This window comes from Pedobacter sp. AK017 (genome assembly GCF_014200825.1).
Lineage (GTDB): Bacteria > Bacteroidota > Bacteroidia > Sphingobacteriales > Sphingobacteriaceae > Pedobacter > Pedobacter heparinus.
Window position 1 is genome coordinate 249401 of record NZ_JACHCW010000009.1, and the last position, 23417, is coordinate 272817.

Consider the following 23417-nt stretch of genomic DNA (forward strand, 5'->3'; position numbering starts at 1 on the left):
AAAATATGCTGGATAAGAACGGAATTGCGCAGCGTATCGCAAAAGAAATACGCGACGGATATTATGTGAACTTAGGCATTGGTATTCCAACACTGGTGGCCAATTATATTCCCGAGGGAATAAATGTCGTCCTGCAGTCGGAAAACGGCTTGCTGGGCATGGGGCCTTTTCCTTTTGAAGGTGAAGAAGATGCCGACCTGATCAATGCCGGTAAACAGACCATTACTACTTTGCCGGGATCGTCCATATTTGATTCTGCCCTGAGTTTCGGAATGATCAGGAGCCAGAAAATAGATTTGACCATTCTGGGTGCTATGGAAGTGTCGGAGAATGGCGACATTGCCAACTGGAAAATCCCGGGTAAAATGGTGAAGGGCATGGGCGGTGCTATGGACCTGGTGGCCTCTGCCAAAAATATTATTGTGGCCATGCAGCATGTAAATAAGGCCGGCGAAAGCAAATTGCTGCCCCAGTGTACCCTGCCCTTAACAGGGGTAGGGTGCATAAAAAAGATCGTAACAGAACTGGCAGTACTGGATGTATTGCCTGAAGGTGGTTTTAAATTAATTGAAAGGGCCCCGGGTGTGAGTGTTGATTTTATTAAACAATCTACCACCGGTAAGCTGTTTGCTGCTGACCATGTGCCGGAAATGGTGCTGACTTAGTCTTTGTTGCAATATTCTTTTTTCAGGTCGGCAGAAATTTCTTCTGTGATCCGGATGATGTCGTCGGGGGTATCCTGGTTATTGACGACAATGGTGTCGCAGCTTTCCTTGTAAGGTAGCAAAAACTCCCTGTAGGCGGGTACAACATGGTTGTGCCATTTGTATAAAACATCCTCTTCAGGATAGCCGCGTTCCATGCCATCGCGTTTAATGCGGCGCTGCAACGCTACTCCGTCTTCTGCTTCCACAAAAATCCTGTGGTCCAGCAGGCCGGCTATTTCCTTAAAATGTAAAATAAAAAGTCCTTCTACAATGATGATTGGTGCCGGGTTGATCTCCAGGATCTTTGTAACCGCAAGGGGGTTGTTAAAATTATATTCCTTTTTATAAATGACCTCGCCTTTCATCAGTTTTTTAATGTCGAGCAAAAACTGTTCATGGTCTATGGTTGAGGGCAGGTCAAAGTTGTATAATTTGTTCTCTTCCTGCGTCATTTCGCCGGCCGGAAAGTAATAGTCATCCTGCGAGACCAGGGTAACTTCATCCTGCTTAAAATGATGTAAAAAGGAATTTAAAAAAAAGGTTTTGCCCGAACCGCTGCCACCGGCAATACCAATCAGGAAAGGCTTATTGTTCATTGTCTTGTCCGCCGTAGGTTAAATTGCAATAAAATCGTTTGTCCAAAGCACCCAGTGCATCAGCAACAGCTTTAGTCATTACAATGATCACATCCTTTGTCGATTCATTTTCTGTGAATTTACCAACAACTTTAGCGAAGGTAGACCTGTTGGTCATGGGATTGGTGATTTTCATCACCGTACCTATTGGGGCAGTGCGGTGCAGCACCAGCATTTTTGAAGGGTCAAGGTCTGCATCTGCAATCCAGATCCCTGTTCCTTTTTCATCCACCTGGTTCAATCCGTACCGGCTTGCAGGATACCTTAATGCCGGATCTTTTATAGATTTCAGCGTATCTGCACTGCTTTCGGCCGGCGTATAAGCACCTTTTACCGGATATTGTCCCCTGATCAGCAGCTTCTGGCCAACATGCAGCGCATTGTCTGTCAGGTTGTTTTTGGCCTTTAACTGGTCCATAGTCATTTTATAGGTGGTAGCAATAGAATAAATGGTTTCGTTAGAAGCTACTGTATGTACCACAAGTTCTTGGGGCTTTTCCTGGGCGGCTTCTTTTTTTGCAGGCTGCTGCTCCGGTTTTTTATACCTGTTTTCAGGAGGGATAGACGTTTTTACCGGTGTTTCTTCTTTTCTGGGTTGTACAACTGGCACCTGGGCCGTTTGAACAGGTTCCTGTTCTGCCGGTTTTCCAGGGATTTTGAGCACCTGGCCAATTTGCAGGTTGATGGAATTCAGGTTGTTTACCCGCTTAATCTCATTTACTGTGGTACCGTATTTCTCGGCCAGCATGTTCAGGTTTTCCTTTTTCTGTACGATATGCTCCGTCAGCCCGCCTTCAGTGGCAACAGCAGCTGCAGGTGTTGTAACCTGGGCTTTACCTGTTTTACCCGGAGGGGTTACGGTACTGTTAAAAGGAACATTGGTAGGTACTTTAACGATGACGCCAATTTGTAAAAATTTGCTGTCGTTATAGGTCATGATGTCTTTAGGGGATACATTGTAGCGCCTGGCTATGGAGTAATAGGTGTCCTTGGCAACAACCTGGTGTACAATCAGTTTTTTTCCATTGTGGTTTTCTACCCCTATCGAATCTCTGGTGCTCTCGGCGCTTGCCGAGAATGTCGACAGGTTTAAAAGCAGGGCGAATACGGATACTATATAATATTTGTGCATTAATGTCTTTATAAATTTTAAAGGGCAATTATACGAATAATATAAATAAAGCGTCGAATTCGATTATTAAACGTTCTTTTTATTGTCCTATTGCCTGTAAATGCAGATTTTTGAAAACCATTTTTTAAGTTGACTGTTATACCTCCAGGACCCTGATCTCAGGAATAAATCTAAAATAAATACCATGGACGCAAAAGAAATCAGTTTAAACGAAAAACAAGTAAAACCAGTAGTAGATATGTTAAATGATTACCTGGCTAATTATCATATCCATTACCAAAAATTAAGAGGGTGTCACTGGAACATCAAAGGCCAGAATTTTTTTACTTTACACATCAAATTTGAAGAGTTATATACCAATGCACAGCTAACTATTGATGAGATAGCCGAAAGAGTACTTACTTTGGGCAAGCCGCCACACAGCCGCTTTGCAGATTACATTAAAGAATCGGCCATCAAAGAGATCGATACGATAGGCATGAAAGACCTGGATATGGTAGATGCCATTCTGGACGATATGGCCAAACTGATTGAAATGGAACGTGAGCTGCTGGAAGCTACAGATAAGGCCAGCGACGATGGCACCAACGATATGGTAAACAGGTTTATGCAGTTTAAAGAAAAAAATACCTGGATGCTGCGCTCCTTTGCCGGTAAGAAATAATACTGACGTTAAACAGAAAAGCCCTGCCTGCAAGCGGGGCTTTTCTGTTTAACAGCTACATAAAACCATAATTCTTTAATACCTTTGGCTGTAATGGGATATCAAAGTTTAGCAGATTGTGTTGCAGACCTGGAAAAACATGGTCATTTAATCCGGATCAAAGAAGAGGTAGATCCTTACCTGGAAATGGCTCAGATCCACCTTCGTGTTTATGAACAAAATGGCCCCGCATTGTTTTTTGAAAACATTAAGGGCAGTAAGTTTCCGGCGGTTTCCAATCTGTTCGGAACGCTTGAACGTGCTAAATTCATGTTCAGGGACAGTCTGCCCAAAGTAGAACAGCTGGTAAACCTGCGTGCCGATCCGATTAAGGCACTTAAAAATCCTTTAAAATTACCGGGTATCGGGTTTACTGCCCTTACGGCCCTCCCTTTAAAGCTGAGTTTTAAGTCGGTATTCAGTAAAACAAGCATCAGCGCCCTCCCGCAGATTGTAAACTGGCCTATGGATGGCGGGCCTTTTATCACCATGCCGCAGGTGTATACAGAAGATATAGACAAGCCTGGTATCCTGAATGCCAATCTGGGCATGTACCGGATCCAGCTGGCCGGCAATGATTATATCCGGGACAAAGAAATTGGGCTCCACTACCAGATCCATCGTGGAATAGGGGTACACCAGAGTAAAGCCAATGCCAAAGGCCAGCCTTTAAAGGTCAGCATTTTTGTGGGCGGGCCACCTTCACATCCGCTGGCTGCGGTAATGCCTTTACCCGAAGGACTTTCGGAAATGACCTTTGCCGGTGCACTGGGCAACAGAAGGTTCCGCTATTTTTACGACGAAGAAGGTTTTTGCCTTTCGGCCGATGCCGACTTTGTCATCACCGGTATGGTCTATCCGCAGGAAAATAAACCGGAAGGGCCTTTTGGTGATCACCTGGGTTATTACAGCCTTACGCATCCTTTTCCCTTGATGAAGGTGCACAATGTATACCACCGCAAAGATGCGGTCTGGTCGTTTACCGTAGTGGGCAGGCCACCCCAGGAAGATACCAGCTTTGGCGCACTGATCCATGAAATTGCCGGATCGGCCCTGCCCAAAGAGATCCATGGCTTAAAAGAAGTTAATGCAGTGGATGCAGCAGGTGTACATCCTTTGCTTTTTGCCATAGGCAGCGAAAGGTATACTCCTTTTCTGAAAGACCGAAGGCCACAGGAGATCCTGACCATTGCCAATCATATTCTAGGAAAAAATCAGCTTAGTCTGGCTAAATATCTATTTATTGCTGCCAGGGAAGATGATGAACACCTGGATACGCACGATCTTTCTGCCTTTATGCAGCATGTGCTTTCGAGGATGGATTTCAGGACTGATCTTCATTTCCATACCAACACCACTATAGATACACTGGATTACAGTGGCGATGGACTTAACAGTGGTTCAAAAGTTGTTTTTGCCGCCGCAGGGGCACAAAAAAGGATACTGGCAAATGAGCTGCCCAAAGGCTTTAACCTGCCTGAACCCTTTAACCACTACCAGATGGCCATTCCTGGTGTGCTGGCCCTTAAGGCCAGGCCTTATACAGATCAGGGGCATACCGAGCAGGAACTGGTATTACTGGAACAGCATTTAAAAGGTCAGCAGCATGATGGCCTGGCTTTAATTGTACTTTGTGACGATCAGGAATTTACAGCCAGAAATATCAGCAACCTGGTCTGGGTTACCTTTACACGGAGCAATCCGGCAGCAGATGTACATGGACTGGGCGCCTTTATCCACAATAAGCACTGGGGCTGCAGCGGGCCGCTGATTATTGATGCCCGTAAAAAACCGCACCATGCACCCGAGCTGATCAAGGATGAAAGGGTAGAAAAACACATAGAACGGCTGGGGCTTAAAGGGGCCTCTTTATACGGTATACTATAAAAAAAGCCGGAGTTGGAAAACCCCGGCCTTTATGACAATAGGATAAAGCTGTTAAAAACGGATTCCGAAAGTAAGGAATACATTGTTGTTTGCATTTTTCAGACTGGCTACAGGTTCTGTACCATTGTTAAGGCTGTAAGGACTTACCCTGTCCTGAGACTCTACACGCTGGTAGGCCAGATCTATATAATACTCGTTTACGCGGTAGCCTAAACCAGCACTGTAATATTTGGTGTCAAATATGTTCTGGGTATCATCCTTTAATGGACTGCCATTTAAGCCATAACCTGCTCTTAAGCTTAGGTTATTGAGCTTATACTCGCCGCCAACCCTGTAGTTTACTGCTGATGTATACAGTCTTTTTATATCTGCATTGTTGTCCATAATGGTCTGGTCAGGAGTACCACCACCATCCTGAGAAAAACGGGTACTGGCATAATCAATAAAGTCTACATCAGCAGAAAGTATGGCCTGGCCCCCAATCACATAACTTGCACCCAAAGACCCTTTTAAAGGGGTTTTTAAACGGTAGTTGTAACTGTAATTGAGTGCGTTCCGGCTCGGTAAACGCTCGCCCGACAATGTAGTATACAAATTTTCAGCATAAATGTCTTCTACATATAACCAGGTTGGGGTCTGAAAAGTGGCACCGATCCTGAAATTGCCTGCCGGTCTGAAAATCATCCCCAAACGTCCGTTAACCCCGGAAGCTTTGGTTTCCTGGTTCTGTGTGTAAACAGAACTGTAATTCTCATTGCCGGCAAAACCAACAGGGCCATTAGCCGGGGTACCGTTATAGCTGTTTATAACGCCATTCTCGGTAAATTCTGCATCACTGGTATAACGTGCATTTACCATTCCAATAGTTGCCCCAATGTACAACTGGTTAGAGATGTTCAATGCCCCTGAAAAATTCAGTTCAGAAGTACCTCCTGATGAGATCTGTTTTTTAACCTGACTAGCACCATTTATACCATCTGATGTATAGGTATTGGCGTTACCTGGTGTACCAAAATTGATCAGATAATCTTCAAAAGCATAATTTTCCAATGATTTTGCAGCAAGGTCGCCCTGCTGGTTTTTTGAACCATTGGCCAGCTCGGCAAAATAATTCCGCATGGAATTGGCTGTATTGTCGCCACCATAAGTATAATGCTGGGTAAAATCAGCATTTCTGTTAAACCCTATGCCAAATACAGTGCTGAGCACACCTTTATTGGTGTTTTCTCCCTGTATCCTATAGGTAGGGTTGTACCATACCACACCGGCCTGGTTTACATTTAATTTATTGCCTGAATCGTTTGTCCTGTTGCCCAGAAAGTCAGATTTTGAACCCGCACTGTTAAATTCTGGTGTAAAGCTGAACTCCGACCGTGTAAAAAGACCCAGGCCTGCAGGGTTGCCACCTAAGGAACTCATGTCGCCACCCACCCCAATCTGGGCATTTCCCATTCCTTTAAACCTTGCCGAACTGCCATAATTTCCATTGGAAAACCGTATGGCATCGCCTGCGTACTGCGCGTATGTTGTGCCAGTGGTAGCTACCATAGCTACCATTAGCATTTGTGTAAATTTCTTCATCTGTGTATTTCGCTAAAATTATCTGCCACCACCTCTTGATGGTCTGCCACCGCCGCCTGCACCACCTGCACCGCCACCCGATGAACCACCACCATAGCTTCCGCCTGATGAGCTGCCTTCGCTGCCCCTTGACGGAGGAGTGTAGGTAGGAGCGGGTCTCGAGGTTTCAGTCCTGCTTGGTCTGGACATTTCTGAGCTGCCCGGTCTTGAACTTTCGGTAGTACGTTGTGTAGTACCACTGCTGCCCCTTGATGGACGGCCTGAACTTACTGCTGTATTGCCGGCATTGTTTTGTCCCCTTGCGCTTGATCTTGGAGAAAGGTATTCTGCATTCCCCCTGGTGCCATTGTAGCCATTGCTGCCCCCTCTGGCGGGTCTTGCCCTGTAATCCGGTACATTAGTGGTTCTGCCTGTATAATAACCGCCACCCCAGTAGCCACCGCCATAATAGCCGCCACCTATGAAATTGTTGTAGCCCCAGCCGTTATAACCGTAAAAAGGAGAATAATAATTGCCCCAGCCATAATATGGCGAGCTCCACATAGAGCCCCAGAAAGGACTTAAACCAAAGCCTAAGCCCAACGACATACCGTAGTTGCCATACCATCCGCCATCAAAATAGGGATCGTAATAGCTTCTCCATGAAGGGTTGGCGTAAGAAAATCTGTTGATACGTGAAGAGTAATCCATATCATAGTAAGGATCACTGGTGCCATAATAATCATCCTGAGCATTGTACTCCGATTCTTTTACCGGTACCTGCTGTCTATATTCCTTAGCCTTCGCCACTGAGTTATAAACATCATCATTCGAATTTTGCTGCGCTAACCTGGGCGCAGAACACGACGCCACAACTATCGCTGTGAGTGCCATGCCGGTGAATAAATTAATTGCTTTCATAACTATATCCCTTCTTTGTGTGTTGTGTTTTTTTGTAGGTATAAATTTATAGATTTGTAGCCTACTTTACAAGTCATTTAACACAAAAAACGTTCCAAACAGCTATGAGCAAAGGTATTACTAGTAAAAACGAAGATTATTCACAGTGGTATAACGACATTGTTATAAAAGCCGACCTGGCAGAGCATTCCTCTGTTAAGGGATGTATGGTCATAAAACCCTATGGATATTCCATTTGGGAGAAGATGCAGGCGGTTTTAGACCAGAAATTTAAAGATACAGGCCATAGCAATGCTTATTTTCCTTTATTCATCCCTAAGTCATTTTTTTCAAAAGAAGCTTCACATGTTGAGGGTTTTGCCACCGAATGTGCCGTTGTGACACATTACCGGCTGAAAAATGATGGAAATGGAAACATCATCGTAGACGAGACGGCAAAATTAGAAGAAGAACTGATTGTGAGGCCAACCTCTGAAACCATTATCTGGAACACTTATAAAGGCTGGATCCAGTCGTACCGGGACCTGCCTATCCTGGTCAACCAATGGGCCAATGTGGTACGCTGGGAAATGCGTACACGCCTGTTTTTGCGTACTACCGAGTTTTTGTGGCAGGAAGGCCATACTGCGCATGCCACAGCCGAAGAGGCCGTTGAAGAAACACGGAAAATGCTGGATGTATATGCCGACTTTGCCGAGCAATGGATGGCTGTGCCTGTCGTAAAAGGGGTAAAAACCCCTAATGAACGCTTCGCCGGTGCATTGGATACGTATTGTATTGAGGCTTTAATGCAGGATGGAAAAGCATTGCAGGCCGGTACTTCCCATTTCCTGGGCCAGAACTTTGCCAAAGCTTTTGATGTGAAATTTACCAATAAAGAAGGTAAAATTGAACATGTATGGGCCAGTTCCTGGGGAGTGTCTACCCGTTTAATGGGGGCTTTGATCATGGCGCACAGCGACGATGCAGGTCTGGTATTGCCACCAAAACTGGCACCTATACAGGTGGTGATCGTTCCGATCTATAAGCATGAGGAAGAGTTGAAAAATATAACCGGTTTTGTAGACGAGCTGATCGCAAAACTGAAAAGAATGGGCATTTCGGTAAAATATGACGACCGTGACACGCAGCGTCCGGGCTTTAAATTTGCAGAATATGAGTTAAAGGGTGTTCCTGTACGTCTGGCCATTGGCGGCCGCGATATGGAAAACGGAACCGTGGAACTGGCCCGCAGGGATACCAGGGAAAAACAGACTGTATTGCAGGATGGGCTCGAGATCTTTATTGCCCAGCTGCTGGAAGAAATCCAGGAAAACATCTATAATAAAGCTTTAAACTTCAGGGATACGCACATTACCGAGGCCAATTCTTATGATGAGCTGAAAGAACTGCTGGATACCAAGGCTGGCTTTATTGCAGCGCATTGGGACGGAACACCCGAAACGGAACAAAAAATCAAAGAAGAGACCAAAGCAACCATCAGGTGCGTTCCGCTAAACAATAAGCTGGAAGACGGTGTTTGTATTTATTCGGGCAAACCATCTAAACAGCGTGTATTATTTGCAAGGGCATATTAAGCCTGCTAATTTTTGATTATGGAGACAGAAAACTATCAGAAAATATTAACCGAGTTTGAAAATAAAGCTTCTTTAAAACAGGCCATCTACAGAAGTACGGCCGAGGTATTTGCCCTGTTGAAAAAACAGCTGGCAACGATTGCCATTAAATTACAGCATGATTATACCTCCAAAGACCCTTCTGTTGAGGTTCATTTCAATGAGAACAGTAAATTTGAAGGCCAGCTAAAGTTTTCCGGCGATATGCTGATGGTATCTATGCATACCAATATCTTCACCTTCGATCCTTCACACTCCATATATCAGACCAAATACATTAAGGATGATGATTCTTTAAGCTATTGTGGCATCATTTACATCCATAATTTTCTGGCAGATTCTATTAAGTATAACCGTTTGGCAGATGAAGGTTCGCTGATTGCAAGGATCCTGATCAATAAAGAAAAACACTTTATAGTGGAAGGGGAGGGGGCACTCGATTTCCTGTACCAGGATTTTGCCAACAACACGGTAACTGAAGAAAAGCTGACAGACATTATCGAAAGATCGATCCTGTTCTGTCTGGACTCCGACCTGGTTATCCCACCTTTTGCACAGGTAAAAGACGTCACATTAAATCAAAAACAATCTATGCTGGTAGCCAGTGGTTATCCTACTGGTAAACACCTGGGTTATCAGTTTAAGGCAGAAACAGAGCAAAATAAGACATATGAAGTTCGCGACTAAAGCTATCCACGCGGGTCAGGAGCCTGATCCAACCACAGGGGCCGTAATGACCCCCATATACCAAACCTCTACGTACTGGCAGAAATCGCCCGGCGATCATAAGGGTTTTGAATATTCCAGAGGTACCAACCCTACCCGTAAAGCTTTGGAAGATTGCCTGGCGGCCCTGGAAAATGCCAAACATGGGCTGGCTTTCTCGAGCGGAATGGGTGCTACCGATGCAGTGATGAAATTGTTGCAGCCTGGTGATGAGGTGATCACAGGCAACGATCTTTACGGGGGTTCTTATCGCATCTTTACCAAGATCTATGCAAAATATGGGATTAAATTCCATTTTCTTGATCTTTCCAGACCGGAAAATATTTTGCCTTTTGTAAACGATAAAACAAAGCTGGTATGGATAGAGACACCTACCAACCCGACTATGCAGATTGTAGATATCGCCGGTATTTCCAAACTGGCCAAAGCGCATAACCTGTTGCTGGCGGTTGACAATACTTTTGCTTCCCCTTACCTGCAAAACCCGATAGACCTGGGTGCTGATATTGTGATGCACTCAGTTACCAAATACCTGGGCGGCCACTCTGACGTGGTAATGGGTGCTTTAATGGTAAATGACGAACAATTGTATAAAGACCTTTGGTTTATTTACAATGCCTGTGGAGCCACTCCTGGTCCGCAAGACGCATTTTTGGTTTTAAGGGGCATTAAAACCCTGCACCTGCGCATGAAAGCACATTGCGAAAATGGGGCTAAAGTAGCGCATTTCCTTAAAAAACACCCTAAAGTTGATCGGATCTACTGGCCGGGCTTTGAAGATCATCCCAACCATGCTATTGCCAAACAGCAAATGCGCGATTTTGGGGGCATGGTATCCTTTACTTTAAAAAATGCCGATCTGCAGGAAACTTTCCGTGTAGCAGGTTCTTTTAAAGTTTTTGCACTTGCTGAATCTTTGGGCGGAGTAGAGTCGCTGATCAACCATCCGGTATCTATGACACATGGCTCTATTCCAAAGGAAGAGCGTGAGAAGGTTGGTGTAACGGATAACCTGTTGCGTTTGAGCGTTGGCATTGAAGATATTGACGATCTGATTGAGGATCTGGAACAGGCACTTAAATAAAAGGCAGACAGTTAAAATAAATACATGAAATATTGGAATTTTTAGAACTTAAAGATTTTTTGGACATGAAGGTGGCGCAGTACAACCGCCCTAACTTTATTCAAAACGATCCGATCTGCATTCCGCACCAGTTCACTAAAAAACAGGATATAGAAATTGCCGCATTTTTTGCGGCAATTTTGGCTTGGGGACAGCGCAAAACCATCATCAATAAATGCAATGAACTCTTTGCAAGAATGGACCATGCGCCTTACGACTTTATGCTCCATCATGGCAATGCTGATCTGAAAGGGCTTCTGGGCTTTAAGCACCGGACTTTTAACGATACCGACCTGCTGTATTTTGTGTCCTTCTTTAACCGGCACTATCAGCAATCGGATAGCCTGGAAACCGCCTTTCTATCACCTGCAGATGAGTTCAGGACGGAATATACAGCAGGTATGACATCAGGAACAGTACCCCTGGTTAGCGGCAGTGCTTCTGCAGCCTGCCTGCTGCCGGAATTGAGCAGTGCTGTGCCGCGAATAGAAAAATCACTCAATTATTTCCGTTCTTATTTTTTCTCTTTGGCAGATTACCCGCGCAGAACGATCAAGCATGTGTCTTCCCCTTTGCAGAAATCTACCTGCAAGCGGCTGAATATGTTTCTGAGATGGATGGTTCGTCAGGATCATAAGGGGGTTGATTTTGGGATATGGAACCGGTTGAAACCTGCCGACCTGATCTGCCCCTGTGATGTGCATGTAGACCGGGTAGCGCGGAAGCTTGGACTTATTGAACGTAAACAGACAGATTGGAAAACGGCAGTGGAGCTGACTGCACGCCTGCTGGAGTTTGATCCTTCAGACCCGGTTAAGTATGATTTTGCTTTGTTTGGCTTAGGGGTTGAAGAGAAGTTTTAAAAAAAAAAGATATTCTTTATAACTTTAACTTGTATGATCACCTTTAAAGCAGAAATAGAACGTTTTAACGAAATGGGGGAGAAATCTGGCTGGACCTATGTTTTTATTCCACAGGCTATAGCAAATCAACTTAAACCGGATTGCAGAAAAAGTTTTCGGGTAAAAGGTAAGCTAGATAACGTGGACATTGAAGGCCTGTCCTTTGTGCCGATGGGCGAAGGCAATTTTATCATGGCCCTAAATGCGGCATTGCGCAAAAAACTGAGGAAAGAGAAGGGCGCCGTAATTGAACTGAGCCTGGAGGAAGATAAGACCTTTAAAATTGAAATGCCGGAAGACCTTGAGCTTTGCCTGGCTGATGAACCACACCTGCTCAAAAACTTTTTAAAGCAGCCCAAATCACATCAAAACTGGCACATCAACTGGTTAAATACAGCCAAAACCGAAGCTACTCGTACCAAGCGTATTGTAAAGATCGTTTCAGCAATGGATAAAGACTGGGACTTCGGTACCATGATGCGCGACGGTAAACCGCGCGAAGAAAAATAACTCAGGAGCGGTCGTACTTTCTGAACCAGCTCGAGACCTTCATCTGGATCACCCCCAAAAATGCTTCCCTGAATATCCTGGTACTCATTTTTGATACCCCCTCGGTACGGTCAGTAAAGATGATAGGAATCTCTACTACTTTAAAACCATATTTTAAAGCAGTAAATTTCATCTCTATCTGGAAGGCATAGCCTACAAACTTAATTTTGTCCAATGGTATGGTAGCCAGAACTTTACGTGTATAGCATTTAAAGCCCGCAGTGGCATCCTGTATGTTGATACGGGTAATCATCCGGACATACATAGAAGCAAAATACGACATCAGTACCCTGCTCATTGGCCAGTTCACTACGTTAACACCGTTGATATAGCGGGAGCCTATGGCCACATCAGCCCCATTTACACAAGCATTTCTTAAACGGACCAGGTCTTCCGGGCTATGCGAAAAATCAGCGTCCATTTCAAAAATATAGGCATATTGCGGCCGCGCCAAAGCCCATTTAAAACCATGGATATAAGCTGTGCCCAGCCCCAACTTTCCGGTACGCTGTTCCAGGTGAAGTGCAGGATATTCCAGCTGTAGTTTTTTTACAATATCAGCCGTACCATCGGGAGAACCATCGTCGATAATTAAGATCTCAAAAAAGTAATTCAATGAAAAAACCTTTCTGATGATCTTCTCGATGTTTTCTTTTTCGTTGAAAGTGGGAATAATAACCAGGCTGTCTGACACGTAAAATAAATTAATCCACGAAATTATGGATTCTAAATGAAAAAACCCGTAGCCAGTGACCGGTTACGGGTTAAAATATGTTAAATATGATCCGATTAACTGACGCCCTGCATCAGTTTTTTGATCAAAGGTGAGAATACAATTAAAAATACACCAGCAACAGCAGCATAAATGGCCAGCTGGTAGTATCCATCCGTGTACGATTGCAGTTTGGTAACCAAAGAGGCATGCTCGTCACTTACCGACATATCGGCACCCAGTTTACCAGCAGCAAACTGTCCGAATGCACTGGCCAGGAACCACATGCCCATCATCATCCCTGTTAAGCGCTTGGGTGAAAGCTGGGTAACCAGCGACATGCCGATAGGCCCTAAACACAGCTCGCCCAGTGTGGTTACCAGGTAACCAAAAGTAAACAGGTTTAAGGAAGTTATGCCATTTGCATCGGCAAAGAAACGGGTATAAAAGAAAATATAGAAAGAAGCACCCAGAAACAGAAAGCCAATGCCGAATTTGATGATCGAGTTGGGCTCTATCTTCTTTTTGGCCAGCCATAACCATAACAAACCAATTAAAGGACTAAACAGGATCACAAAAAAAGAATTGGAGCTGTTGTTGACCACATTGGGGTCGATGTTAAAGAAAAGAAGGCTATGGTTTAAATTCTCGGCCGCAAAAAGCGATAAAGAACCACCACTTTGCTCAAAAATAGCATTGAACAGAAAGTAAAAGAAGATAAATATAAAGGCTGCAAATAGTTTTAGCCTGAACTTATGGTCTTTAACCGTATAGGTTTCGTACAAAAAATAAATAATCGCAACAGGTGCAATGGTATACATGAAATAATCCGTGTACCTGGTGTTTTGCACCATGATCAGGATCAGTGGTATAGAGATCAGCGAAAGGAGGTAAACACCGATTTCACGCATCCTTCTTTTATTTAGCGGCATATGCTTTAAAGGAGAATCACCGATAGGGCCCAGGGTTTTCTGGGTAAAGATAAAGGTAACCAGCCCCAGCGCCATGACAACGGCCGCTGCCAGGAAAGCATAATTCCAGGAAACGTACTTACCCAGGTATACACATAAAGCGCCACCCAGTAAACCGCCTACATTTATGCCAGCATAGAACAAACCATAACCGGCATCCCTGCGGCCATCACCATCTTTATACAATTCGCCTACCATTGAAGAAACATTGGGCTTAAAAAAGCCGGTCCCGATAATGGAAAGCGTAATGCCGATATAGAAAAGCTCTTTAGGCGATGTGGCGATGATCAGGTTGCCAAGCACCATCACCATTCCACCAAAGAACAGTGATTTTCTGAAGCCAAGCACTTTGTCGGCAAATATACCACCCAGAAAGGTAAAGGTATACACAAAGGCCTGTATTGCCGCATATTGCAGGTTGGCGCTCTTGTCTGTAAGTGCCAGGCCAAGCACCTTGTCGATCATAAATATGACCAGCATTCCCCGCATCCCGTAAAAGCAGAAACGTTCCCACATTTCTACAAGGAACAGCGCCCAGAGTTGTTTAGGGTATTTGCCCTTAAAATCCTGGATTTCTTCTAATGTCAATTGTTCGGCCATATTCCTTTTTTATTATCTGACACCGTGCATTAACCGTTTAAGCAGGGGATGTAACAACATCACCAGGATACCCAGGCCAACCGGCACCAGGGTAAAGATCAGGAAAAATGTGGAAAGCGAATATTTATGGGTAATTTCATTGATCATACCACCCATTGCACCTGCAGTTTTATTACCAATGGCAATGGCCAGGTACCAGATGCCGAACATCACACCGATCATCCTTGCAGGCACCAGTTTACTGACATAAGATAAGCCCACAGGTGACAGGCACAATTCGCCCAGTGTATGGAAAAGATAAGCAAAGATGAGCCAGACCATGCTCACTTTTATAGAGGCATCGGGACCTGTAATAGCCGACGCACCATAGGCCAGAGAGGCAAAGCCCAGACCCAGCAGGGTCATGCCCAGTCCGTATTTAAATGCTGCAGGCGGATTGTATTTGCTTTCCCAGATCTTTGAGACCAGGGGTGCAAAAGAAATGATAAAAAAGGAGTTTAAAATACCAAACCAGGAAGCGGCTACAGTAGTGGTCTCTTTCTGGAACTCATTGTTCAGCATCCAGATCACTACAGCCCAGATCACCACAAAACTGGTTCCCAGGATCATATTTCCAACAGCAAACTTTTTAAAAGTCTGGGTAAACAGTTTCCACAGTACAAAGGTGATGATGCCAAGCGGTACCACTGTTAGCAGGGTATTGATGATCTTAAAGGTGGCAGCTGCGCTGCCGGAAAAATCACGCTGTGTATATTTATCAGCAAAGATGGTCATAGAACCACCAGCCTGCTCAAAAGAGGCCCAGAAGAATACCGTAAAGAAAGCAAATATGGTTACGGCAATTAAACGGTCCCTGGTTACTTTAGTGTAACGCAGGATCCTGCTGATCAGTAAAACTAAAAATATGATTACACCACTGATAATGGTAAAGCTTGGTCCGGATAAGCCCAGTGCCGTAAAATCAAGTAAATTGTTACCGCTGATCTTAGAATAGGGATCGTTCAGGATCCATACCAGGCCCAGTAACAAAGAAACCACAATTAAAGTCAGGTCAAGATTAGTGAAAGGTACCCTTTTGTCGCCATCATCGTTGCTGGCCTTTTTAAGGTTATCTTCAGCTGTAGGTCTTTTACCCACATCGCCAAAAATACCCTGGGTAAAATAGAACTGCAGCATACCAAAAAACATGAAAATACCTGCAAGACCAAATCCCCAGCTCCAGCTCACCGTTTCGCCGATGTAACCACACAGCATAATGCCCAGAAATGCACCTGCATTTACACCCATATAAAAAATGGTATAGGCACCATCTTTCTTTTCAGGATGGTCTTTATAGATATAAGAAACAATAGAGGTCATGTTGGGCTTGAAAAAGCCGTTTCCAAAAATCAGGAAACCGATGCCCAGGTACAAGAACGTCGGTGTTTCTACCGCCATACTGGCATGGCCCATGGTCATCAGACAGGCACCAATAACTACAGCCCAGCGGTAGCCCAGGTATTTGTCGGCCAGGTAACCACCCATAATGGTGGTCAGGTACACCAGTGAGGTATAAGTGCCATATAAAGCCAGTGCATTCTCTTCCGGCCAGTGCCAGCCACCTTTATCCAGGTTTGAAATTAAGAACAGCACCAGCAAGGCCCGCATGCCATAATAAGAAAACCGTTCCCACATCTCGGTAAAGAAAAGGACAAACAATCCAGCCGGATGTCCGAGTACCTTATTCTCGAAAAAGTTATTTGGTGTGTCCAAATTTTGTGTATTCATGTTAGTTTTTTATGTAATAAGTTTAGTTAGTTTATGATAGGAATGTTTGTTTTTTAATCGCGCAAGATAGTTACATGTGGTCAAACTGACAAATTTTTAACATGGATTGAATTGCCTCATACTGTTGTTTAAAGTTTTTTTGGGGCTTTGGTACTTTTATCTTTCGGATCAGCATAAAAATCGTCCATTGCATTGGGCTCATTCTTCATCTCTACATTTTCAACCAGCTTTAACCTGCCGCCTGCAACTCTATACGCATCAAAGCTCAAATCGGATGCATAGAATTCAAAGTTTCCTTCCAGATCAGGGGTAAAAGGGGCGAGGTGGTCAAATACGATCATGTTTACCGACCTGTCCATCGTAAGGGTCATGGAATTTAACTTGTTGTATTCAAAAACCACCCTGTTTTTCTGGCTGCTCCCTTTTACGCCATCAAATACGGTCTTGCCAAATACAGGTTGCCCGGCCCTGTCAAAAGAAAGGATTTCGATCACTTTTTTTGAAGTTTTGGCGTTATTCCCTTTCCAGCCTATCAGCACATAATAAGGTTGCTGTCCGTTTATCTTAACAGGCACAATCTGATAATAGCGTGCACCGTACCAGTTCTTATTGTCTGTTACCTGGTTTACATCCTTAATTTTATCTGTGCCGTCAATTAAAGGGAACATTTTTAGTTTACCGTCTTTGGTAGCCATTTGTATGGTCCCAAAAAAGCGGTATGTGCCATCATCATTGGGTACATACCAGGAGATCAGCCTTAAGGCATTATCGGGCGATTTTAAAACGGTAACCTTTTTTAAAGAGTCGAAGGGGAAATTAAAGGAGGCCTGGGTTTTTAATGCATTGACCAGGGTTTTAATAAATGTTGCATTTGCCGCAAAGCGGTCCTGGTTGTTCCCGGCATTGTACATTGCCTCGGAAATGCTGATGAGCGAGTCCTGGTATTTTTTTAACGCCGGAACATTGCTGAGGTCGAAGCTATGCTGCGCCCAAACCGGGGTTGCGGCACAGCATAGTATAAAAAATAACAGTAAAGGTTTTAAAGCCTTAATCATTTAGTTCATGTTTTCTATTACCAGGGCACTGGCACCGCCGCCGCCATTACAAATACCGGCAACGCCTATTTTGCCATGTTGCTGCGCTAAAACGGAAAGCAGGGTAACCACAATCCTGGCACCAGACGCACCAAGGGGATGTCCCATTGAAACCGCGCCACCATTAATGTTCACTTTTTCTGCATTTAAACCCATTTCTTTATTGTTTGCTAACGAAACTACAGAAAAAGCTTCATTGATTTCAAAATAATCAACATCAGCGATGCTTTTTCCGGCTTTTTTTAAGGCCAGGGGGATGGCTTTTGCCGGTGCAGTGGTAAACCATTCCGGTGCCTGCTGGGCATCGGCATAAGCTAAAATTTTAGCCAGGGGCTTTAAACCCAGTGCTGCAGCTTTATCGGCACTCATTAGAACCAGTGCAGCAGCGCCATCATTTAAGGTCGACGCATTTGCCGCTGTTACAGTACCATCTTTTTTAAATACAGGTTTAAGGCCAGGTATCTTATCAAATTTTACGGCAAATGGCTCTTCGTCCTTATCTACCATTGTAGTATCGCCTTTGCGGTCTTTCACTTCTACAGCAATAATTTCCTGGTTAAACCTGCCCTCTGTTTGTGCGGCCTGCGATTTTTTGTAGGAACCGATCGCAAAAGCATCCTGCTCTTCGCGGCTAAAGCCACATTCAGCAGCACAAAGTTCAGCAGCAGCGCCCATGTGATAATCGTTATATACGTCCCACAGCCCATCTTTTACCAGTCCGTCTGTAATTTGTCCGTGCCCCAGCCGGTAACCATTTCTGGCTTTGTCCAGGTAATAGGGCACATTGCTCATGCTTTCCATACCACCCGCCACAACGATATCGTTCTGGCCCAGGGCTATACTTTGGGCGGCCAGCATAATGGCCTTGGTACCCGATGCACATACTTTATTGATTGTTGTTGAAGGTACATCCGGCAAACCGGCAAATTTAGCTGCCTGCGTGGCGGGCGCCTGTCCCAGTCCGGCAGATAACACATTGCCCATATAAACCTCCTGGATGTCGCCTGGCTTAATCCCGGCCCTTTCAACAGCTGCTTTAATGGCAAAAGCACCCAGCTGGATAGCAGAAAAGCCCGATAATGAGCCTCCAAAACTTCCAATCGGGGTTCTTACAGCAGAAACAATGACTACTTCTTTCATTTAATGTTTTTAAGTTAGTTATGAACAAAGTTAAGTATTTACCGGCTATCGGTGGTTAAATACCAGGTAATTTAACTTTTACAATGTCCGGGGGCTGAGCGCAGGGCCTGGTCCTGATGAAATGTGTTTAAACTGCGCTATATTTTATTAGAACCTTATTAGGACCTTACTGGAACGTTGCTAGGTCCTTGCTAGGTCGATTTGACCAACATAAGATTTAAAAATGATCTAAAAATGTTTAAAAAAAAATTTAAAAATAAATGGAGCATATGAAAAGCAAATCCGGTGCTTTACGTTACCAAAACGCATGATCATCGCCCGGCGATTTAAAAACAATTACATTACGACGAATATTTGTGTTATTTTTGAGTAATAATCAATTTATATCGCTTTGGCTAAAATCAGAAAGAATTCCCATAAGGTATTGTACCGCAAGTATTCATCTAACATAAAATACATTATGATGGTGCTTTCAGTGCTCATCATAACGGTTTTTTTGCCTAAACAACCGCGTTTCAGGTATGAGTTTGAGAAAGGTACGATCTGGAAGAACAAAGACCTGGTATCGCCCTTTAGTTTTGCCATTTTAAAAACAAATCCACAGGTTACCATTGATAAACAGGATGCATTGGACAATGTTTTGCCAATTTATAAGTTAAACAGAGAACTTTTTAACGCGGTAGAAGAGGCTTATCTGAATGAATTTGATGTGAAATGGAGGACCAATGCCTTCCCTGAAAGTGAAAGACCAGGCTACAGGCAAAGCGCTTTGAAGCTGTTGCAGGATATCTATAACAAAGGGATTATTGCCATCAACATAAAACACCAGAAAAGCAATAACCCCAATTACGATTTTTCTTTGCTGAACAACAACATCAGCAAGACGGTAAACACCCAGGACGTTTTTACGGTACAGAGCGCGTTGGCCTATTTTAAAAATAACTTTAAATCGGTTAACCTGAAAATTGAGGAAGTGGTAGAGAACCTGGCGGAGGATCATTTACAGCCCAATATTGTTTTTGATGAAAAGCTGACTGCTGTGGTGCAGAACAACACGGTAAGCAGCCTGTCTACCACCAGGGGGATGGTGCAAAAGGGCGAGCTGATCATTTCCAAGGACAATGTGATTGACGATGAGGTATATCAAAAACTGCTTTCCTTTAAGGAGGCCTATGAGGCCCAGACCAAAACCATAGGCGACAGTAAACTGGTTTACCTGGGCCAGATCTTGCTGGTGGGCTTTATCGTGAGCCTGCTGATGGTGTTTCTTAAGCTGTTCAGAAAGGATATTTTTGCCGATAACCGGCAGCTGTCACTGATCCTGCTGGTGATTACCACGATGCTTTTGGCCTTAACCTGGGCCATTAAACTCAATCTGCCGAGTATTTATTATATACCGTTCTGTATTGTCCCCATCATTATCCGTATCCTGTTTGATACCCGGCTTGCGCTTTACCTGCATTTGCTGGTGGTGCTCATTTCTGGTTTTTTTGTGGCCAACAGCTTTGAGTTTGTTTTTTATCAGGTTACCTCGGGCATGGTCGCCATTTACAGTATCAGAAATTTAATTAAGCGCGAGCAATTGCTGTTGTCTGCTTTATTTATCCTTTCGGCTTACTTTGTTTCTTTCCTGGGTATAGCTTTACTAAGGGAAGGATCACTGACCCAGATAGAATGGATGAATTTTGTGCCATTTATTGTAAGTGTCCTGCTTTCGCTGCTGGCATACCCGCTTATTTATGCCTTTGAAAAGATGTTTGGCATTACTTCGGATGTGGCCCTGATTGAGCTGACCAATACCAATAACAAGCTGCTGCGGGAGCTGGCTTTTAAAGCACCAGGTACTTTTCAGCATTCCCTGCAGGTGGCCAACCTGGCCGAGGCAGCCATTTTTAAAATAGGGGGCAATTCATTGCTGGTAAGGGCAGGGGCACTGTACCATGATATCGGTAAGATAGAGAACCCGCAGTATTTTATAGAAAACCAGAATACCGCTTTGAGTCCGCACGATAAGCTGCCTTACGAGCAGAGTGCTCAGATCATCATTAAACACGTGCATAAGGGCATAGAAATTACCCGCAGGCACCAGCTGCCGGAGAGTGTGATTGATTTTATACGGACACACCATGGCAATACGCGGGTAGATTATTTTTATCAGTCGTTCTTAAAGAACTCGCCTGAAAAATTTGTAGATGAGAACATTTTCAGGTACCCGGGGCCTATCCCGTTTTCTAAAGAAACAGGGGTGCTGATGCTGGCCGATTCGGTAGAAGCAGCTTCAAGGAGCCTGAAAAATCCGGATGCCCAAAGTATAAATGACCTTGTTGAAAGGATCATAGATTATAAACTGGAGCAAAACCAGTTGGACAATTGCGATATTACGTTAAAAGATCTGGAAACTATAAAGCTGATATTCAAGACAATGCTGATGAGCATTTATCATGTGCGCATAGATTATCAGCAAACTCTGTAATTTTTTTTTGCAAACACCGATCACGTTGCTATATTTGCACTCCCTCAGCAAGGATGCTAACGGGAATTGGAGAGGTGCCTGAGTGGCCGAAAGGAACAGTTTGCTAAACTGTCGTACTGGCAACGGTACCGCGGGTTCGAATCCCGCCCTCTCCGCCAAGCGGAAAGCTTAAATAAAAAGGGTTGCTCCACAAAGAGCAACCCTTTTTATTTGATACACCTGTCTGGCAAAACCAGCAATTCCTGATGCAAATGTCCTTTCCATTTGTTATAGATTACAGATATGAACCCGCTATTTCTGAATTTTTGACAGCCGGAAACTGAATATTTTTCAGCAATGCTGTAATTATTTCTGTTAATTTAAGCAAAAATCCATTTGGCATTTCAGTTGTCATATTTTTACCGAACCTTGAGTTCAAATTGTTTAATTAATTATAAGTTTTAATCATTAAATCAAATTAAGGAGGAAAAACCTATGACACTGGTTAAATTTAATCCACAAAAAAACAACACATTAATGCCGGGCTTTAATGATGTTTTTGATTCTATTTTCAATGATACCTTCTTTGCCGACCGTATGGTAACCAGGGTACCTGCGGCCAACATCAGTGAATCGGGGGACCACTATCACGTTGAACTGGCTGCTCCGGGACTTAAAAAAGAAGATTTCAAAATCAGTCTTGAACGGAATGTGCTGAATATTTCTGTAGAGAAGCGCACAGAAGATAAGCAGGAGCAAAGAAACTATGCCAAGCGCGAATATAGTTATAGCTCTTTTGTCCGTTCATTTACCTTACCTGAAAGTGCAGATGAAAACGGCATACAGGCAAGCTATAACGAAGGTATATTGGCTATTGATATCCCTAAAAGGGAAGAGGCAAAGGCAATAAGCCGTCAGATAGAGATTAAATAATTTTTTGTAAAATCAATTTACAGAGCTGCCATCAGGTGGCTCTTTTTTTTATCTTCTATTATGGGAACTTCTTTTGAAATTTCGCTGAATATGAAAACCCTTAAAGGTTTGGAAACTTATGCCAGCTTTTATTTGGGCGTTGATCAGCAATTCGCCGAACGTATTTTTGGTTTGATGCGGGGTGAGCGGGAAATCATGGAGAATTCGGTAATTAGTATGGATTTAACCAAAAGGCAGGATGGGATTCCTTATCCAATATCTATTCTCCATTGTAATTGGGAGCATTTGGCTTATAATACCAAGATTATTACTAAAGAAGTGTTTAAAGAGCTGAATCTGGAGCAGAATAGATCGTTATAAGTGTTTTGAGCCCATTATCCATGTAGCATCATACCCGTCAAATTCAATAACAGTAGTCAACCTGATATTGTACTTCACATCTGTACTGTTGGCTGATCATAACCATTGGTATAGCTTACCGGTACCAACAGCTGCCAGCTAGAAAAAACAATTCGATTGATTGCATGTTATATAAACTCAAGAAAGATGACTATGAAAACGACAACAATTTTAAATGAGCTGATCGAAATTAATAATGACCGCATTGAAGGTTTCCAGAAAGCGGCTTTAGACATTAAAGATGAAAATATTGATTTGAAAGCAATATTCCAGGAGTACAGTACCCAGAGCAGAAAATTCAGCCAGGAACTGGTTGCATTGGTAGCGGGGCTTGGTGAAGAGGTAGAAACGGGCAACACCATTGCCGGTACTTTGCACCGGGCCTGGATAGATGTGAAGTCGTTATTTGGCGGAAATGACCGGTTGAGCATTCTCAATGAAGCAGAACGTGGGGAAGACGCGATCAAGGCCGCTTATCAGCTGGCTTTGCAAAAAGGAGAATTGGGGGGCGAAGCTTTGTCGACTGTAAGCCGGCAGGCTGAAGAGATCAAATCTGCGCATGATGCGATCAAGGCTTTGCGTGATGCTGCAAAACTGACCAGCTAAAACTCCTAAGAAAAATACAAGCCGCCTATAAAAGGCGGCTTGTAATAAATCTGGCTCTACCTTCGTCCTTGGGCGTACTTTGCTCGTAGCTTGCGCACACCTGGCTCATAAAAAGGGTACTTTTTACGAACAAGCTACGACCGAGGTATTGAGCAGCAGATAGTAAGGTGATAAGTAGAAACAAATCTGTCTTATCCGTTTATAGCTATACAGGTTAATGAATTAATTTCAATCTGGTTATACACCCAGTATTTTTATTTTTATTTGAGTTATACACCCTAA

21 protein-coding genes and 1 tRNA gene are annotated in these 23417 nt (G+C 43.8%); 13 read left to right on the plus strand and 9 right to left on the minus strand.

What is annotated here, in order from left to right:
• Positions 1-5: 5 nt before the first annotated feature.
• On the plus strand, positions 6-665 hold the full coding sequence (locus HDC92_RS14890; RefSeq protein WP_183875628.1) for a CoA transferase subunit B: 660 nt from the start codon (positions 6-8) through the stop codon (positions 663-665).
• Here HDC92_RS14890 and HDC92_RS14895 read toward each other — a convergent pair.
• Positions 662-1303 carry a uridine kinase gene (locus tag HDC92_RS14895; RefSeq protein ID WP_015808724.1) on the minus strand — a complete coding sequence of 214 codons (642 nt, stop codon included), beginning with the start codon at positions 1301-1303 and terminating at the stop codon, positions 662-664. The two genes, HDC92_RS14890 and HDC92_RS14895, sit on opposite strands and share 4 nt — an antisense overlap.
• On the minus strand, positions 1293-2474 hold the full coding sequence (locus HDC92_RS14900; protein ID WP_183875630.1) for a LysM peptidoglycan-binding domain-containing protein: 1182 nt from the start codon (positions 2472-2474) through the stop codon (positions 1293-1295). The genes HDC92_RS14895 and HDC92_RS14900 overlap by 11 nt, the downstream gene beginning before the upstream one ends.
• A 184-nt stretch (positions 2475-2658) precedes the next feature.
• On the opposite strand from HDC92_RS14900, the gene HDC92_RS14905 reads away from it, so the two are divergent.
• Positions 2659-3138 (plus strand): Dps family protein, encoded by a 480-nt coding sequence (locus HDC92_RS14905; protein ID WP_015808722.1) that lies wholly within the window; start codon positions 2659-2661, stop codon positions 3136-3138.
• Positions 3139-3231: 93 nt separating this feature from the next.
• The gene (locus HDC92_RS14910) at positions 3232-5064 is read left to right on the plus strand and encodes a UbiD family decarboxylase (RefSeq protein ID WP_183875633.1); all 1833 of its coding nucleotides are present in this window, start codon (positions 3232-3234) and stop codon (positions 5062-5064) included.
• Between the two features lie 51 nt (positions 5065-5115).
• Here HDC92_RS14910 and HDC92_RS14915 read toward each other — a convergent pair whose 3' ends face one another.
• Both HDC92_RS14915 and HDC92_RS14920 read right to left on the minus strand, forming a co-directional pair.
• Positions 5116-6645, minus strand: a complete 1530-nt coding sequence (locus tag HDC92_RS14915) for an OmpP1/FadL family transporter (protein ID WP_183875635.1) — start codon at positions 6643-6645, stop codon at positions 5116-5118.
• Positions 6646-6663: 18 nt separating this feature from the next.
• On the minus strand, positions 6664-7545 hold the full coding sequence (locus tag HDC92_RS14920; RefSeq protein ID WP_015808719.1) for a hypothetical protein: 882 nt from the start codon (positions 7543-7545) through the stop codon (positions 6664-6666).
• Positions 7546-7649: 104 nt separating this feature from the next.
• Between HDC92_RS14920 and proS the strand changes: the two genes are divergently transcribed.
• Genes proS through HDC92_RS14945 form a run of 5 tightly spaced genes read left to right on the plus strand, consistent with a single transcriptional unit; the run spans position 7650 to position 12422 of the window.
• On the plus strand, positions 7650-9122 hold the full coding sequence (proS, locus tag HDC92_RS14925; protein ID WP_183875636.1) for a proline--tRNA ligase: 1473 nt from the start codon (positions 7650-7652) through the stop codon (positions 9120-9122).
• 18 nt (positions 9123-9140) lie between these two features.
• Complete coding sequence (locus tag HDC92_RS14930) at positions 9141-9848, plus strand: hypothetical protein (protein ID WP_015808717.1); 708 nt, start codon at positions 9141-9143, stop codon at positions 9846-9848.
• Complete coding sequence (locus HDC92_RS14935) at positions 9832-10971, plus strand: cystathionine gamma-synthase (protein WP_183875638.1); 1140 nt, start codon at positions 9832-9834, stop codon at positions 10969-10971. The genes HDC92_RS14930 and HDC92_RS14935 overlap by 17 nt, the downstream gene beginning before the upstream one ends.
• Positions 10972-11003: 32 nt before the next feature.
• Positions 11004-11873, plus strand: coding sequence for a TIGR02757 family protein (locus tag HDC92_RS14940; protein WP_255484540.1), 870 nt, complete (start codon positions 11004-11006; stop codon positions 11871-11873).
• Between the two features lie 33 nt (positions 11874-11906).
• Positions 11907-12422 carry a YdeI/OmpD-associated family protein gene (locus tag HDC92_RS14945; protein ID WP_183875640.1) on the plus strand — a complete coding sequence of 172 codons (516 nt, stop codon included), beginning with the start codon at positions 11907-11909 and terminating at the stop codon, positions 12420-12422.
• Position 12423: 1 nt separating this feature from the next.
• On the opposite strand, the gene HDC92_RS14950 is transcribed toward HDC92_RS14945, so the two are convergent.
• The 5 genes from HDC92_RS14950 to HDC92_RS14970 form a co-directional block, all read right to left on the minus strand.
• Positions 12424-13155, minus strand: a complete 732-nt coding sequence (locus tag HDC92_RS14950; protein WP_183875642.1) for a polyprenol monophosphomannose synthase — start codon at positions 13153-13155, stop codon at positions 12424-12426.
• 95 nt (positions 13156-13250) lie between these two features.
• The gene (locus HDC92_RS14955) at positions 13251-14744 is read right to left on the minus strand and encodes a peptide MFS transporter (protein ID WP_183875644.1); all 1494 of its coding nucleotides are present in this window, start codon (positions 14742-14744) and stop codon (positions 13251-13253) included.
• Positions 14745-14756: 12 nt separating this feature from the next.
• The gene (locus tag HDC92_RS14960) at positions 14757-16511 is read right to left on the minus strand and encodes a peptide MFS transporter (RefSeq protein ID WP_015808711.1); all 1755 of its coding nucleotides are present in this window, start codon (positions 16509-16511) and stop codon (positions 14757-14759) included.
• Between the two features lie 128 nt (positions 16512-16639).
• Positions 16640-17566 carry a hypothetical protein gene (locus tag HDC92_RS14965; protein WP_015808710.1) on the minus strand — a complete coding sequence of 309 codons (927 nt, stop codon included), beginning with the start codon at positions 17564-17566 and terminating at the stop codon, positions 16640-16642.
• A complete protein-coding gene (locus HDC92_RS14970) occupies positions 17567-18745 on the minus strand; it encodes an acetyl-CoA C-acyltransferase (RefSeq protein ID WP_183875646.1) in 1179 nt (392 codons plus the stop codon).
• A gap of 463 nt (positions 18746-19208) precedes the next feature.
• On the opposite strand from HDC92_RS14970, the gene HDC92_RS14975 reads away from it, so the two are divergent.
• The 5 genes from HDC92_RS14975 to HDC92_RS14995 all read left to right on the plus strand — a co-directional run bounded on the left by HDC92_RS14975 (position 19209) and on the right by HDC92_RS14995 (position 23135).
• Positions 19209-21218: an HD family phosphohydrolase gene (locus tag HDC92_RS14975; RefSeq protein WP_255484544.1), complete on the plus strand. Its 2010-nt coding sequence runs from the start codon at positions 19209-19211 to the stop codon at positions 21216-21218.
• A gap of 68 nt (positions 21219-21286) precedes the next feature.
• Positions 21287-21376 (plus strand) — tRNA-Ser (locus tag HDC92_RS14980).
• Between the two features lie 316 nt (positions 21377-21692).
• Complete coding sequence (locus tag HDC92_RS14985) at positions 21693-22130, plus strand: Hsp20/alpha crystallin family protein (protein ID WP_183875648.1); 438 nt, start codon at positions 21693-21695, stop codon at positions 22128-22130.
• 60 nt (positions 22131-22190) lie between these two features.
• On the plus strand, positions 22191-22490 hold the full coding sequence (locus HDC92_RS14990) for a hypothetical protein (protein ID WP_015808706.1): 300 nt from the start codon (positions 22191-22193) through the stop codon (positions 22488-22490).
• A 192-nt stretch (positions 22491-22682) separates the two neighbouring features.
• Positions 22683-23135 carry a PA2169 family four-helix-bundle protein gene (locus HDC92_RS14995; RefSeq protein ID WP_255484541.1) on the plus strand — a complete coding sequence of 151 codons (453 nt, stop codon included), beginning with the start codon at positions 22683-22685 and terminating at the stop codon, positions 23133-23135.
• Positions 23136-23417: the final 282 nt, after the last annotated feature.